Here is a 15,209-nt window from a genome sequence, read left to right on the forward strand (position 1 = left end):
TTGCTCAAAGTGAGGAAACTTATCAAGAATTAAGTACACGAATTTACAAACATAAGAGAACTACACAAAAAAGATGAACTGCTTGCAGCAGCGCTTCGCTATCCATTGTGGGATGGGCATCTTGCCCGTCCTTGTATTATTAGGGGACCAGATGCCCGCACCACAAAAAATTTTGGGCTATTTTTTTAATTGTAAGTCTCTAAATTTGATAAATATATCTCAGACGCAGAACGACAAGAATTTTTGGATGTAGTCAATAAATACAGTCAATTCATAGAAATTACATCTCAAATAAATATCTGTAGAGATGCAGATGATAACAAATTTTTAGACCTTACTCAAGATACCAATGCCGAATTTTTAATTACAGGAGATCAAGACCTTTTATCACTCAAGGTTTTGCCCGAATATCAAAACAAAATTATTACTCCTAGAGAATTTATAACTCTCGATTGATTCACATTAATACTTTATAATCATGCACACAGAAATAAACTTTGAAAACATCATAGAAAAAGAACTCATTCAATACAGTGGCTATGAAAAAGGCAACGTCACCAACTACGACCCAGAAACCGCCCTTTTTCCCACAGAAATCATTAAATTTATCCAAGAAACTCAACCCAAACAATGGCAAAATTTAGCCAAAACCAGCCCCAATGATGCCGAAAAAATCATCATAGATAGTCTTACCAAAGAACTCAAAAGCCGGGGAATGTTAGATGTTTTGAGAAATGGTTTTAAATGCTATGGTAAAACCTTTAAAATCGCCTATTTCCAGCCTAACACCGGCATGAACTCAGATACCTTGGAACTGTACCAAAAAAATCGCCTTACTGTTACCCGTCAAGTCACCATCAAAACCGGACGTATTCCTGATATTCTCCTTAGTATCAACGGTTTACCCATTGCTACCATTGAATTAAAAAACCCCTTCACAGAACAAACTTACCAAAACGCCATCCATCAATATCAAAACGATAGAGACCCCAAAGATCCCCTATTTGTCTTTAAACAACGGTGCTTAGTCCATTTCGCAGTAGATACAGAACAAGTCTGGATGACCACCAAATTAGCTGGAGAAAGTACCTATTTTTTACCATTTAATCAGGGAAATAATCACGGTTCTGGTAATTCATTAGGAGACAATGAAGAATATCGCACCAGTTATTTGTGGTTAGAAGTATTACAAAAAGATAGCCTTTTAGACATCTTAGCCAGATTCCTACACATCAAAATTGAAGAAACCAAAATTACCACCGACACAGGTATTAAACATCAGAAAAAAGAAACCCTAATTTTCCCCCGTTATCATCAACTTGATGTGGTGCGAAAACTAATAAATCATACTAAAGAATATAAAGCCGGACATAATTATTTAATTCAACATTCCGCCGGTTCAGGAAAATCTAACTCTATTGCTTGGTTAGCACATCGGTTAGCAAATCTCCATGATCACCAAGATGAAAAAATATTTCATAGCGTTATTGTGATCACAGACCGCACTGTATTAGATCAACAATTACAAAATACTATTTATCAATTTGACCATAAAGCCGGAGTCGTGCAAAAAATTGATGAAAATACCCAACAATTAGCCACAGCTTTAAATGATGGTGTCCAAATTATTATTTCTACTATTCAAAAATTCCCTTTTATTACTAAAGCTATCGAGACTTTAGCTAAAAAAGGTAAAACCATAGATATTAATACTAAAAATAAACGTTTTGCTATTATTGTTGATGAGGCACATAGTTCACAAACGGGAGAAACCGCCACAGAATTGCGGAAGATTCTCAATAAAGAAGGTATTGAATCTGCGATCGCTTCCCAACTTTTAGAAGATGAAGAAGAGGATATAAGTGATGCAGCTAAAGCAGAATTATTAACAAAACAATTGACCCGTACAAAACAACCAAACTTGAGTTATTTCGCTTTTACCGCTACTCCCAAACATAAAACCCTCCTCCTATTTGATGAACCTGGAGAAAATGGTCAATCTCCTTTTCATCTTTACACCATGCGTCAAGCTATTGAAGAAAATTATATTAAAGATGTTTTGGCAAATTACACCTGCTATGAACGATATTATGAACTTGTTCGCACCTCAGAAGATGACCCAAATTTACCCCGTCGTCAAACAGCCAAAGCGATCGCTAGATTTGTAGAACTCCATCCCCACAACATCGCCCAAAAGGTAGAAATTATTATTGAACATTTTCGCAACCATACCCGCCATAAAATCGGCGGTAGAGCTAAAGCAATGGTTGTTACTCGTAGTCGTGAACACGCTGTAAAATATAAACTTGCTTTTGATAAATACATCAAAGACAAAGGTTATCAAGATATAAAATCTCTAGTAGCTTTTTCTGGTTCAATTACCCTTGATGAATTTCCTGATGAAACATTTACAGAAGCCAATATGAACGGCATCAAAACATCAGAAATTCCCGAAAAATTTGCCACAGAAGCCTATCAAGTCCTATTAGTTGCTAACAAATTTCAAACCGGATTTGACCAACCATTATTACATACAATGTTTGTAGACAACAGACTGGATGGAGTCCAAGCCGTGCAAACCTTATCCCGACTCAACCGCACCACCACAGGGAAAGATGACACCTTTGTCCTCGATTTTGTCAATAAATCAGAGGACATTTACAAAGCCTTTAAACCCTACTATGAAGAAACTCCCATTGGCGAAAATGCCGACCCACAACAGTTAAATGATTTATCCTATCAACTTTATCAATGGCAACTTTTTAGCCAGGATCATATTAACCAATGGTGTGAAATTTGGTTTCGTCCCAAAACTTCTTTAACTGGTAGTGAACACAAAAAATTAAATACTTTATTAGATCCTGTAGTTGATAGTTATTTGAAACTAGCAGAAACAGAAAAAGAAGAATTTAAAAACCAACTTACCAGCTTCCGTAATTTGTATTTATTTCTGTCCCAAATTATTCCTTATCAAGATTCAGAACTAGAAAAACTTTATGCTTATGGACGTTTTTTACTGAAAAAATTACCCCGCAATCTGCAAACACCAAAAGTAGATTTATCTGGAGATATAGAACTAAAATTTTATCGTTTAGAAAAAATCAGTGCCGGGAAAATTGATTTAAACTCAGGACAAGCAGAACCATTATCAGGATCTACCGCAGTGGGAACTCGCAAGCCTGATCAAGAAGTACCCCTATCTCAACTGATTAATGCTCTCAATGAAAGGTTTAGTACAGATTTTACCTTAGCAGATCAACTATTTTTTGAACAAATCACTGAAACAGCGATCGCTAATGATGCCATCAAACAAGCAGCCCAGGTAAACACAAAAGAAAACTTTGCCCCTGTTCTAGATCAACATCTGGAAGACCTCTTTCTTGAACGCATGGATGGCAACGAAAAAATATTTATGGAATTCATGAATAACGAAGAATTTAGAGCAATGGTATTTGAAAAATTATTATCTAATATTTATGAAACTATTAAAAGGGAAAAGTTGTGATCATAGCCCCCTCTCGAAGAGCCTACGGTGTACACACAAGTCTTCTAGAGTTGCCCCACAACGTTTAGATCCCCCCAACCCCCCTTAAAAAGGGGGGCTAAATTCTTCAAAGTCCCCCTTTTTAAGGGGGATTTAGGGGGATCGGATCACGTTTAGCATCCTGTCTAGAGATGTGTGTACACCGTAGCTCGAAGAGCGGGGAGGGGGTTGGGGGTGCTGACAAGTGTAGGTTTTTTACATTGAGATTGATAATAGGGGCCAGACTTGGCAGACAAGGAGGGAAAGTGGACAAGGAGGAAGGAGAAAGAAGAATTAAAACCTATGAAGATAGGGAACATATCGGGCAGAATTTTCCGGTTCTTTTTCTTCATACTCCCTTGTCTACTTTCCTTCCTTGTCTTCTTTCGTCCAGCATAAAACCCAATTGTAAAAAACCTACACCTGTCAGGGTTGGGGGTGGGGTTCTTCTCACTCAAGAAAAGAACCTCCATAAGGATATTTTTAATTAAAGGTTGTGGTTTTTCCCTTGGATTTGACCAAATGTACAGCTTAATACTTAGTAGTTTAATTGACTTTAGCACTACATAGCCTGAGAATATCAGCTACCAAAGTTTTTAAACATAAGCACCCGCTACTAGATATAATTTCCTATAAGTTGAAAAAACTCTTAAGATTAGCGTAAAAATTACATTAAAATAAAGATTACGCTGCGATTAAACTGATTAGCTAAATACCCAAATTAGGAGGAATATATATGGCTCTTGTCCCACTGCGGTTGCTTTTGGATCACGCTGCTGAACACGGTTATGGCATCCCCGCTTTTAACGTCAATAACTTAGAGCAGATTCAAGCCATCATGAAAGCGGCTGTTGACACAGATAGCCCTGTAATTTTACAAGCTTCTCGCGGCGCTCGTAATTATGCTGGAGAAAACTTCCTGCGCCACCTGATTTTGGCAGCGGTAGAAACCTATCCTCAGATTCCCATTGTCATGCACCAAGATCATGGTAATGCTCCTTCTACTTGCTATTCAGCCATTAAGAACAACTTCACCAGTGTGATGATGGATGGTTCTTTGGAAGCTGATGCTAAAACCCCTGCCAGCTTTGAGTATAACGTTAGAGTTACCAGCGAAGTTGTCAACGTAGCTCACTCTTTGGGTGTCAGCGTTGAAGGTGAATTAGGCTGTTTAGGTTCTCTGGAAACTGGTGCTGGTGAAGCTGAAGATGGTCACGGTTTTGAAGGTACACTAGACCATTCTCAACTGTTAACTGACCCTGACGAAGCTGTTGACTTCGTAGAAGCTACTCAAGTAGATGCTTTGGCTGTGGCTATCGGTACAAGTCATGGTGCTTACAAGTTTACTCGTAAGCCTACAGGTGAAATTTTGGCTATTAGCCGCATTGAAGAAATTCACCGCCGTTTACCTAACACCCATTTGGTAATGCACGGTTCTTCTTCTGTTCCTGAAGATTTATTAGCAATCATTAACCAATATGGTGGCGCTATTCCTGAAACCTACGGTGTACCTGTAGAAGAAATTCAAAAGGGTATCAAGAGTGGTGTTCGTAAGGTAAATATTGACACCGACAACCGTTTGGCGATTACTGCGGCTGTGCGTGAAGCTCTGGCTAAAAATCCCAAGGAATTCGATCCCCGTCACTTCCTCAAGCCTTCTATTGTTTATATGCAAAAGGTTTGTGCTGACCGTTATGTACAGTTTGGTACTGCTGGTAATGCAAGCAAAATTAAGCAAGTTTCTTTAGAAGATTTTGCTGCTAAGTATGCTAAGGGCGAATTAGTAATGAGAGCTGCTGCTAAAGTTTAATTTAGCACAATCATAATTAAGTATAGCTAGGCTATATTCTTAATAAGCCGGGGATCTTAAAGTTTCCCGGTTTTTTTATTTTTTTATAGTGACAATAGGGTAGAAAAGGCCAAAAAATAGGGGGAAGTTGAACTTTCCCCCTGGTTATTGTTGTGATGATCATTTGGCTTTTGATTTTCTTTGAGTTTCTGTCTGAGCATCTGTCTTTGTTTTTTCAGTTGTCGTTTTCTAGCAGAACCACCTCGGCCTTTATCGTTTCTGCCTTCTCGACGTGGGGATTCCCAGCGTTTAAGCTGCATAGTTTTTAGTGGTAAATTTCATGGTGTAATTTTACAGTAGCATAGTTTTTCCTCAATGGCTACTGTATTTTTGATCAATGAGAAAATATTTCAATCTGGAGGTAATTTTTTACCCTTGTTGAATATGACTATGTAACATCACCAAGGTTTCTGCTAATTGACTTAACCGATTTTCTAGGTCTTGTTTGCGTGCTAAGAGTTGCCGTAATCTTTGGTGACGAGCGATCGCTATACTCACACTAGGAACTTGTTCAACTGGACAGGGACGAGACCAAACCTGACCGGCTGTATCTACGCCACACAATCGGTAGTCAGTGTGTAGTGGTTTGTAAGATTCTTTTTCATCACCAGCGCAAATTTCCTCTACATAGTCCATAAGCCTGTCTACTTCAGCATGGCGGAGAGTAGCTGTTCCACCTATTTCTGGTTCTTGGGCATTGGATTCTAACCAACCATTAATAATTGAACCTTCTAAGTAAATATCTTGAATATTCTGGACTATTCTTTGCAATTCTATTTGCCAACTCGCAACTTTTTCTTGAATTTCTTGGAGCATATTCATGGCCAGGGCTGGGTTAGCACCGTGACGATGATTGCTAAAGGCAGGAGTTTTAAATTTAGGGAGAGTTGGTGTTTTTTCTCCATTCTCTTGGGCTGGAAAAGCTTGGACCCAATCATGGTGAGGAAATAAATTTGCCTCTGGAGTTTCCTGACTAAATGTATCTACTTCTAAGTTATTATCAGTTTCTGCTGTAGTTTGGGAATTTGCCGGAAATTCTTGGGGACGGATACTAATGCGAAAGGAAAAAGGACGTTTTGTTTCATCACCCATTTCTGTAGTGACATCATGATTGCGATTCCCTAAATCATGTAATGTAGCCTCGATCCGTTTTAACCCTGGTTTCATAAAAATATTCTAAAATTTATGGTCTTTATCAAGAAAGAATTGGGGAGTACAGAATGAATTTTTTCTCAGACTGGCAAATGTAGCTAGTTTACTTTATTTAGCTCGTATATTCTTCCTGCTGAAACATTATATGATCAAATGATGAATAAAGCGATTTTGGTAACAGGTGCAGCCCGATCTGGTAAAAGTGAATGGGCGGAAGATTTGGCGATAAATTCAGGCAAAGCTGTTGTGTATGTTGCTACTGCTACACAAAATCCAGATGATCCAGAATGGCAACAGCGCATTGAAAAACATCAAAAACGTCGTCCTCAAGATTGGATTACTCTATCTGTCCCTGTGGAACTGACTGCTACTTTAGCTCAGTCCCAGTCTAATACTTGCTTGTTGGTTGATTCTTTGGGAACTTGGGTGGCTAATTTTCTGGAAGATGATGATTTAGTCTGGGAAAATACTGTGACGGAGTTGCTGGAAACCTTGCCGTTAGTTGGGGCTGATGTGATATTTGTGGCGGAGGAAACAGGTTGGGGTGTAGTTCCAGCTTATCCTATGGGGCGCAAATTCCGTGATCGCCTGGGTGCTTTAATGCGACAATTAGGGGGAATTTGTGAACCTGTCTATTTGGTTACAGGTGGCCATGCTCTTAATTTGAGTTTACTGGGTGTACCATTACCTAAATCTTAATGCAACTTACAAATTGAATTAATAAACAATACTGCCATTCATCTCTAAAACTAGGTGCATGACCACCAAAAATTCTGACTTAGTTGATCTTTTCGCTAAAAATTAGAGAAAATAGGGTAGAGAAGTAGACAAAATAAATGCCCAGAAAAATTCGGGAGTTAAAAGCTCAAATTATCCGTTCAGGGTTTGTATATCTACCTAAACGGGGTAAAGGTAGTCATGAAAGATGGCGACATCCTTTACTAAGGAAAACATTAACTATTCCTGGTAAAGATGGTGATGATGTTCCACAATACTTAGAAAAGCAGTTAACAAAGTTATTAGCTGAATTAGAACAGTTAGGGGAGGATGAGGATTAATGAGTCAATATAGTATGATTGTGCAATGGTCAGAGGAAGATGGGCTTTTCTTAGTCACAATTCCAGAATTTAGCGATCGCGTAATTATGCCATGTACTCACGGTAAAACTCGTGAAGAAGCCATTCGTCATGGAGAAGAAGTTATTGAAATGTATTTAGAATCTTGGGAAGCAGAAGGTGAATCCATTCCTGAACCGAGGTTACTAAAAATTGCCTAATGTTTTAATTTTTATATAGGAGAAAATTGGATGTCAAATCATAGCGGTAGCTATATGTTAAATGAATTGATTACAATCTTGATACGTGAGCATTGTTTTGATCATTTAGCAAAGGAAAAGAAGCAAAATCTCATTGAAGAAATTGTCAAACTAGCTCGTGACGAAGATGATTGTAATTCGGGAGAAATTTTAGAAGGACATACAGACTATTTTGAGATATGTTATTGCTGTTTGGCAAAAACTAATGATCTTGAATCAGGTCTTTGTGTAAAATGCAGGTAATTACCTTGTTTTTTCTATCATGATATGTGTTCACCAAAATACCTTATTTCAGGGTGCAAGGAATTATATTGTTACCGATAAATCAACCGTGGGGTAGGGGTTTAGCAGTGCTAAACCCCTACTACTACGATAAATGTAATTTTTACAGCATATATATTTGATATTTTTTGTCAATGCGTAAGTGCTATGAATATTGATTAATACATCTATTCTGGCAACCGGGTTTCATCTAAAATTAACTCTAAAGAATAAAGACATTCTTCGGGAAAGATAGAAATATCCATTCCTGCTTGTTTAGCTGCTTGACGACGTGCTTTTTCATAGCTTTCCTCCAATTGTTCTTGAGGATAGTTTTTAAGACTGGGACTATCTTTAATAGTTAATTCAATTTGAGTCCGAGCATCTGTGATAGAATCTAGCCAACTGTCTGAACGTCTTTGAGGTTGATATTGCCATTTAAGTAAGTGTAAAAGTAGACGAATTAATTGACTAGAGATAGCGCGTCTTTCACTTTTACCCAAGTCGGAAATCTCCTCAATTAAATGTTCTTTATCAATTTCCTGCCAGCGATTTTCTAGTAATAGTTGGGCTGTTTTTTCTATCCACAAATTGAAGTCTGTTTGATAGGTTACAGTCATTTTTAGTTTACCTCATTTTTTACATTTCTATCAGCCCCATAGCCTCCTCATTACCCCAATACTGGTAATTTTTTTACCTTTTTATTATCTATAAACTAGGATTATTCAATTCAGCGATAGCTACTTTAACACAAGTACGAACACCAAGCCAATCACGTTCTGACAAGTGACCAATTAAAATCAAATTAGCAGAAAGTGGAAGCGTAACAAAAAGATGTGAGTTCAAGTTGGTCTTGTTCTGTCCAAGTATCATTATCATCAATAATAAATAAATTTCTCTCCACTAAATTAGTTTCTAACGCTTTGAGGATAAGTTGAGCAATTATATCTTGTTCGGTTTCAGGAAGTTGTTTTATTTGTGCGTTAGCGAAGCTTACCGGAGGTATCGCTTGTTCAAGTAACTGAGTCATAACCGTTAAGCTCCTGTGAATAAGACTTGTCAACTATTGTACTGTTCTACGAGAGAATATCGTCTATGTTACCTTTAAACTCATATTTATCTGTAGTGTAATTTCGTAGCAAAACAGTATTTTTACTGTTGCGGGTTTTGACTAGACTATGTTATTTTTGTGTTTATTTGAATTTTGAACAGTTAAGGGGAAGATACTTATGGAAGCTGGAAAGATATCTGTAACACAGGCCAGGTTGAAAATGACCCTTTGGAATGCAGACGCAGAAGCCACTGCGAGTAGTGATTTTTACTTATTGTTGCAAGAGATGGGTTTACCTGAAGAAGTTGTAACGAGATTACACCAACTGATTAGTAATACTATAAAAGTTGGGGAAAAAGTCGTTTCCATAGGTAAGGTCGTACTGAAAAAAATTTTTGAGTTTGTTAAAGCACACCCTTTTCTAGTCACAAGTGTTGGAATATCTGCTGTTGTAGCATCTGCTATCTACAGCTTAATAGTTTCGATTCCATTTTTAGGTCAATTTTTAGAACCTGTAGCTAGAGCTTTAGGAATTGGCATTGTAGTGACTGGAGCAGTTATAGGACATACACTTGATAAAAAATATGCAGATGTAGGACAAAATATTGTTGAAGTTGCAAACGAGTTTTTCAAACTTCTAATTGATGTTTTTAGTGCGGTTTCCTATCAAGTAGCTTTTAGCTAAATTTACTCAAACATTTAAACTGGGAGATTTTATGACAAAGAAGAAACCTAATAAAGAAGAGTTGCTGAAAGCAATTGAGCAGCTAGAAAAGAATCCTCATGATAGAATCAATTTCTTAACAGATATTGGTGTTATTGGTGTTGGTGCTGTAGGAGCAGGTGCAGCAGCATTTGCATTTGGAGGAACAACAGCTTCTATTTTATTTGGGTTAGTTACTCTACCAGTTGCAGCCCCAGTTGCAGTAGTTGCTGGTGCTGCGGTATTAGGTGGAGCAGCGCTCTTTGGTGCGAAAAGGTTTCTAGTAGATGGAACATCTCAGCAAGGTAAACGAGAAGAAATGCTGAGACAGTGGAAAGATAAACTACGAGAAATAGAAACGGAAGAAAAAAAATCTACTATTAGTCACAAAGACAAAACTGATTTTTATAGTTTCTTAAAAGAGCCGTTAAAGCTTGATCTTATTACTGCTGAGGATGCTCAGAATTTAATGAAACTTGTAGAAGCAGGTGAACTTGCAATGAGTGATGCTTATAAACTTGTAATAGATATCTTATCTGAAGCAAGAGGATTACCACCATCTAAAAGTTAGGGATTTAATTTTTATCATTTACAAAGCCTGCTTTTGCAGGCTTTATTTATTGTATTTAACTTAGAGGGTGTTTGAAAAGTCTAATTTGTTACTCCGCCTGGCGACTGTAAGTCGCGGCTACACAGACAAAACCCACCTTCGTGGGTTCAGAAACCTTGATTTTTCATTAGTCCACGAAGGTGGACTTCGCTTGTGTAGTAGCGAATTATATTCGCCCAAAACTTTTCAAACATCCTCTAAGAGAAGTATGAATTGATATGTCAAATAATTGGATATCCAGAAAATAAATTCTAATATCTGACAATGCAATATACGATAATATAATGCAAGACAAATTACTCCCACAAAACCATGAGTAAAGAAAATATTACCTTTCGCATAGACAGCAGCAAAAAAGTCGCAATTGACGCATTAGCACAAGGAATAAACCGCGACAGAAGCTATATTCTTAATGAAGCAGTAAACGCTTATTTAGAAATGTACCAATGGCAAATAGAAGAAATCCAAAAAGGTATTGCTGAAGCGGATGCTGGAGATTTTGCTAGTGATGAAGAAGTAAAAGAGACATTTGCCAGACTTATCCATGCAGATTAAATGGCTACGTCAGGCGCTACGTAACTTAGAGCAAGCGCATAAATACATAACTAAAGATAATCCCACCGCAGCACAGGAACTAATATTAAAGATTCAAAATGCTGCAAATCAATTAGAAAATTATCCCTTGATTGGAAAGTCTGGACGAGTAGAAGGGACAAGAGAACTGATAATTTCTAATTCACCGTATATTATTATTTATCGAGTCAAGGAAGAATCAATAGAAATTCTCCGAATTCTTCACACCTCAAAACGCTATCCAGATTAAAGATCCCCGACTTCTTTGATAAAGAGAACTACACAAAAAAGATGAACTGCTTGCAGCAGCGCTTCGCTATCCAATATTGTGGGATGGGCATCCTGCCCGTCCTTGTATTATTAGGGGACCAGATGCCCGCGCCACAAAAAATTTTGGGACATTTTTTTAATTGGAAGTCTCAAAGATCATTATTTCTCAAATTGAAGTTGTAGAAGTCGGGGATCTAAAACCCACGAAATTATGTCCAACTTGATAAACGGGGAACTTGCATCAATTCTTGACTGAGGCTGTTGTGAACATAACCATTAGTAGCCAGAATTCTCCCCGAATCAATCTTCATGGGACTACCATCATAAGCGGTGACATTACCTCCCGCTTCCTGAACCAATATTATCCCAGCCACAACATCCCAAGGCGCAATTCCCCTTTCCCAATAACCATCAACTCGGCCACAGGCTACATAAGCTAAATCCAACGCTGCTGCACCATCACGGCGCACACCTTGGGTAAGATGGGTAAGATGGCAAAATTCCGCGTAATTATTATCAGCAGTTTCCCGGCGGTCATAAGCAAATCCACTTACTAATAGGCTTTTACTTAATTCCGCTGTTTGAGAAACCCGAATAGGACGACGGTTACGAGTTGCACCTAAACCAGCAGCAGCCCGAAATAATTCATCACGGAAAGGATCATAAATTACTCCCACCTTGGGTACACCGTTAATCAGCAAGCCAATAGAAACGGCAAAACAGGGATATTGATGGGCGTAATTAGTTGTCCCATCGAGAGGGTCAATAGCCCAGAGAAATTCATTATCTTGATTTCCCAGTTTTCCCGACTCTTCAGCCAGGATAGAATGTTGGGGAAAATGGCGACCCAGTATTTCTAAAATTACCTGTTCAGAAGCTTTATCAGCAATGGTAACTAAATCACCAGGACGGCCTTTTTCGGTGATTGCGTCTTCTAATTTACCTAAATAATCTTGTAAAACTACACCTGCGGCTAAAGCGGCTTCTGTAGCAATATCTAGAAAAATTTGCATATTTGTTAGTTGTCAGTGGTCAGTTGTTAGTTGTTGTTCTTCAACAGATGATATATTATGTACATTTAACGAGAGAGCCGGCGAAATTCTCCAGGAGTCATCCGCATAGGTTTATCAGCGTTCCAGATGCCTTTTCCCATAATTCTTGCCCATTGTTGGGCGCGTTCTAAACGTTGGTTGTATTTGTGATTAGGCGATCGCGCTACAAATAAAGCATATCCTTGTTTGACTATTTCTTCATTTAACAACAGTTTATCTTTCCATACATAAGCTAAGGTGCGGTTAAATTTATCCTTAGCTTCTAAGTCAAATTCCAGATTTACAGCTTGATTTGCACCACCAATTAAAGTTTCTACTAATTGTTTAGCATCCTCACCCCAAGGAAGTTGACGGATATCTGGTGCATCTAAACCAATTAACCGCACTTGGGAAATTAAATTTGCTTGTGCTTCCATTCCCAATACTTCCAAACTTTGTCCACTCACAACCCGTGCTACCTTGACACTAGCGGGAACAATAGCAGAATTGTTTTGGCTTTGACAACTCACCAACAATAACAAACTGCCTAATATAATTATTTTTCGCACAAAAATGCGAAGATGAACTACCATGGCAGCCATCCTCGCTGTTAAAGTCATGCACCTGAACACAAAAAAAATCTTAGTCCTCATCTAAAGGTAAACCCGCTTTAACTTTGCCCTTACCAAAAAAGCGCCCAAACTGAAGTTCATAAACTTCATCTTCATCTTGTGTTTCTACTTCCAAATCAGAACGAGCATAACTTACACATAATAAAGCGTAACCTTGACGACGTAAATCTGGAGAAAGTCCAATGGCTTCCGGTTGGTGAATTTCTCCCGATACAACTCTAACAGCGCAAGTTGTGCAAGCCCCATTGCGGCAAGAAAAGGGCAGTTCTGTGCCATTGTGTTCAGCAGTATGCAGGATATAACGGTCTTCAGGAACTTCGAGAGTATGTGATGTACCAGTTTGACGATTGTAAACTTTAATAGTGTGGGTTTGAACCATCTTAATTTTGAGATTTTCGGATTTGGGGTTTCACACTTTATTATAAGAATAGTCGTTGAAAACCCCGCACTTTCAGGTCAGGGAGTTGTGAAAAAATATCTTTTCTGGAAAGGTTGCTTTTTTTTGAATTCTATTGTACTATAACAAAGCGAGACACCTGGAGAGATGGCCGAGTGGTTGAAGGCGCAGACCTGGAAAGTCTGTAATGGGGTGACTTATTCGGGGGTTCGAATCCCCCTCTCTCCATTTTCCCTTGCTGGGTAAGGGTTCTAAACCTTTAGGATTATAAGCAAGTTTTAAAAGTTGGTTTAATGAATTGGTTTAAATAATTTTTTCTGTGATAATTTACACTCATTTACTTACTGACTTCAATTTTTGATGACATCTGGTAAGTTTATCTTTTCTATATCTAGTTTAACATATCGCGGAAGTCCCCACATTCAATGTATAAGGTGGGGATTGTGATAACTTGTTCTCCATACACCATTTAACGCCTGTTGAGACATTGGCAAACCTTTCTTATTAAGGAATACAAAACTTTTGTTACTTGTATTTCTGTCTCGACATATAACTAATAAGTTATGCAGAAATGTATACGAGGGTTTGAATCCCTCTCTCTCCATTACCCAGTAATAATCAAGTTCGATTTAACAATCCTGATTTGCCAGTACAACTTAAATCCAATTTCTGGATATAAATAGTGGATTTTGCTCAAGAGTGAGCATTTTGTGTACAGTATATGCAGGTAAACGGCAAAATATCAGATTCACCTACAAGAAATTGGCTAAAATCTACCTGATAGGTATTAATCCAACTAGTGCAGCATCAGGAAATTAGTTAAAATTTAGCTATTGTCAATTTACCTACAACAACATCCCCACTTTAATATTTAGAGGTATCAATGCAGTTTGACAATTTTAACAAAAAAACAAACGAATATAAAGAACTGAAAGAAAAACCTCATTGGCAAGGTTCAGCAACTAAAGGCAGCCTTAAAGCTAAAGAACCCAATCCAGCTAATCATATCGGCTTGAATGAGGATGACAATCGTGGTAGAGTCGCAATTTTTATTGATGGTTTAAATCTATTTCATGCCGCATTACAACTGGGAATTGAAATTGATTATGTTAAATTGCTGTGTCGGTTAACGAAAACCTCTCGGTTATTACGTGCTTTCTTTTACACGGGAATTGATAGTGGCAACGAAAAGCAACAGGGATTTCTGTTATGGATGCGTCGTAATGGTTATCGTGTAGTTACTAAAGATATGAGTGTAGTTGTCGATAATTACAAAAAACCAAATCTGAATGTAGAAATTGCCGTAGATATGATTACTTTAGCACCCTATTATGATACCGCTATTTTGGTCAGTGGAGATGGCGATCTATCCTATGCTATCCATGCAGTTAGTAATTTGGGTGCTAGAGTAGAAGTAATTGGGTTACAAACAACAACTAGCGATAGTGAAACCCGATCTAGAAATCATCTAATTGATGTAGCTGATGAATTTATAGATTTTGACAGTATTAAACAATACATTCAAAAAGATGCTTCTATTGGCTATAGTGATCGAACTTCTGCAAATTACCATCTGCAAATTCCCAATATATAAATTTTTCTCGCTTTTTTGCAATTTATAGTAACCACAAAAATGGTTATGATACCAATTAATAATGAAAATCCGCTCTGAAAACAGAGTGTCAATCCTGACCTATGACATATTATACCAATCTCAAATTATTTTAAATTTGAGGGCTTTTAGTGTTGCATTTTATTTGGCATTTTTCTAATATCTATGCTATACCAGTGTAGAAACAGCTAATCGGCATTAACAAGTATAATTACCATCATTTAAAATCA

19 protein-coding genes and 1 tRNA gene are annotated in these 15,209 nt (G+C 37.7%); 13 read left to right on the forward strand and 7 right to left on the reverse strand.

The features are described 5' to 3' along the window. Positions 1-216 precede the first annotated feature (216 nt). From EZY12_22820 to fba, 3 genes are all read left to right on the forward strand, one after another. Positions 217-456, forward strand: coding sequence for a putative toxin-antitoxin system toxin component, PIN family (locus EZY12_22820; GenBank protein QSX70791.1), 240 nt, complete (start codon positions 217-219; stop codon positions 454-456). Between the two features lie 22 nt (positions 457-478). After that, entirely contained in the window at positions 479-3,505 is a 3,027-nt protein-coding gene (locus EZY12_22825) for a type I restriction endonuclease subunit R (protein QSX67497.1), read from the forward strand. A gap of 754 nt (positions 3,506-4,259) precedes the next feature. Next, positions 4,260-5,333, forward strand: coding sequence for a fructose-bisphosphate aldolase class II (gene fba / locus EZY12_22830; protein QSX67498.1), 1,074 nt, complete (start codon positions 4,260-4,262; stop codon positions 5,331-5,333). A gap of 83 nt (positions 5,334-5,416) precedes the next feature. Here fba and EZY12_22835 read toward each other — a convergent pair whose 3' ends face one another. After that, positions 5,417-5,632 carry a hypothetical protein gene (locus EZY12_22835; GenBank protein ID QSX67499.1) on the reverse strand — a complete coding sequence of 72 codons (216 nt, stop codon included), beginning with the start codon at positions 5,630-5,632 and terminating at the stop codon, positions 5,417-5,419. Between the two features lie 109 nt (positions 5,633-5,741). Beyond that, positions 5,742-6,539: a hypothetical protein gene (locus tag EZY12_22840; protein QSX67500.1), complete on the reverse strand. Its 798-nt coding sequence runs from the start codon at positions 6,537-6,539 to the stop codon at positions 5,742-5,744. A gap of 141 nt (positions 6,540-6,680) precedes the next feature. Here EZY12_22840 and cobU point away from each other — a divergent pair, with 141 nt between their 5' ends. From cobU to EZY12_22860, 4 genes are all read left to right on the forward strand, one after another. Next, positions 6,681-7,223 (forward strand): bifunctional adenosylcobinamide kinase/adenosylcobinamide-phosphate guanylyltransferase, encoded by a 543-nt coding sequence (gene cobU / locus EZY12_22845; GenBank protein QSX70792.1) that lies wholly within the window; start codon positions 6,681-6,683, stop codon positions 7,221-7,223. A gap of 137 nt (positions 7,224-7,360) precedes the next feature. Further along, complete coding sequence (locus EZY12_22850) at positions 7,361-7,582, forward strand: type II toxin-antitoxin system HicA family toxin (protein ID QSX67501.1); 222 nt, start codon at positions 7,361-7,363, stop codon at positions 7,580-7,582. Beyond that, positions 7,582-7,800 carry a type II toxin-antitoxin system HicB family antitoxin gene (locus EZY12_22855; protein QSX67502.1) on the forward strand — a complete coding sequence of 73 codons (219 nt, stop codon included), beginning with the start codon at positions 7,582-7,584 and terminating at the stop codon, positions 7,798-7,800. The genes EZY12_22850 and EZY12_22855 overlap by 1 nt, the downstream gene beginning before the upstream one ends. A gap of 30 nt (positions 7,801-7,830) precedes the next feature. After that, complete coding sequence (locus tag EZY12_22860) at positions 7,831-8,082, forward strand: hypothetical protein (protein ID QSX67503.1); 252 nt, start codon at positions 7,831-7,833, stop codon at positions 8,080-8,082. 206 nt (positions 8,083-8,288) lie between these two features. Here EZY12_22860 and EZY12_22865 read toward each other — a convergent pair whose 3' ends face one another. Together EZY12_22865 and EZY12_22870 are read right to left on the reverse strand one after the other, a co-directional pair. Beyond that, positions 8,289-8,720: a DUF29 domain-containing protein gene (locus tag EZY12_22865; protein QSX67504.1), complete on the reverse strand. Its 432-nt coding sequence runs from the start codon at positions 8,718-8,720 to the stop codon at positions 8,289-8,291. 185 nt (positions 8,721-8,905) lie between these two features. Further along, entirely contained in the window at positions 8,906-9,130 is a 225-nt protein-coding gene (locus tag EZY12_22870; protein QSX67505.1) for a hypothetical protein, read from the reverse strand. A gap of 199 nt (positions 9,131-9,329) precedes the next feature. Here EZY12_22870 and EZY12_22875 point away from each other — a divergent pair, with 199 nt between their 5' ends. The 4 genes from EZY12_22875 (at position 9,330) to EZY12_22890 (ending at position 11,287) form a co-directional block, all read left to right on the forward strand. Continuing rightward, the gene (locus EZY12_22875; protein QSX67506.1) at positions 9,330-9,836 is read left to right on the forward strand and encodes a hypothetical protein; all 507 of its coding nucleotides are present in this window, start codon (positions 9,330-9,332) and stop codon (positions 9,834-9,836) included. 31 nt (positions 9,837-9,867) lie between these two features. After that, positions 9,868-10,425, forward strand: a complete 558-nt coding sequence (locus tag EZY12_22880; GenBank protein QSX67507.1) for a hypothetical protein — start codon at positions 9,868-9,870, stop codon at positions 10,423-10,425. Between the two features lie 351 nt (positions 10,426-10,776). Then, positions 10,777-11,019, forward strand: a complete 243-nt coding sequence (locus EZY12_22885; protein QSX67508.1) for a CopG family transcriptional regulator — start codon at positions 10,777-10,779, stop codon at positions 11,017-11,019. After that, positions 11,009-11,287, forward strand: a complete 279-nt coding sequence (locus tag EZY12_22890) for a type II toxin-antitoxin system RelE/ParE family toxin (GenBank protein QSX67509.1) — start codon at positions 11,009-11,011, stop codon at positions 11,285-11,287. Before EZY12_22885 ends, EZY12_22890 begins: the two co-directional genes overlap by 11 nt. A 229-nt stretch (positions 11,288-11,516) precedes the next feature. Here EZY12_22890 and EZY12_22895 read toward each other — a convergent pair whose 3' ends face one another. The 3 genes from EZY12_22895 to EZY12_22905 all read right to left on the reverse strand — a co-directional run bounded on the left by EZY12_22895 (position 11,517) and on the right by EZY12_22905 (position 13,349). Next, positions 11,517-12,320, reverse strand: a complete 804-nt coding sequence (locus EZY12_22895) for an inositol monophosphatase (GenBank protein QSX67510.1) — start codon at positions 12,318-12,320, stop codon at positions 11,517-11,519. 65 nt (positions 12,321-12,385) lie between these two features. After that, positions 12,386-12,940, reverse strand: a complete 555-nt coding sequence (locus EZY12_22900; GenBank protein ID QSX70793.1) for a thermonuclease family protein — start codon at positions 12,938-12,940, stop codon at positions 12,386-12,388. A gap of 40 nt (positions 12,941-12,980) precedes the next feature. Continuing rightward, a complete protein-coding gene (locus EZY12_22905; protein ID QSX67511.1) occupies positions 12,981-13,349 on the reverse strand; it encodes a 2Fe-2S iron-sulfur cluster binding domain-containing protein in 369 nt (122 codons plus the stop codon). Between the two features lie 159 nt (positions 13,350-13,508). On the opposite strand from EZY12_22905, the gene EZY12_22910 reads away from it, so the two are divergent. Both EZY12_22910 and EZY12_22915 read left to right on the forward strand, forming a co-directional pair. Continuing rightward, positions 13,509-13,595, forward strand: a tRNA-Ser gene (locus tag EZY12_22910). Between the two features lie 655 nt (positions 13,596-14,250). Then, a complete protein-coding gene (locus EZY12_22915; GenBank protein QSX67512.1) occupies positions 14,251-14,961 on the forward strand; it encodes an NYN domain-containing protein in 711 nt (236 codons plus the stop codon). Positions 14,962-15,209: the final 248 nt, after the last annotated feature.

This window comes from Dolichospermum sp. DET69 (genome assembly GCA_017355425.1).
Taxonomy (GTDB): Bacteria; Cyanobacteriota; Cyanobacteriia; order Cyanobacteriales; family Nostocaceae; genus Dolichospermum.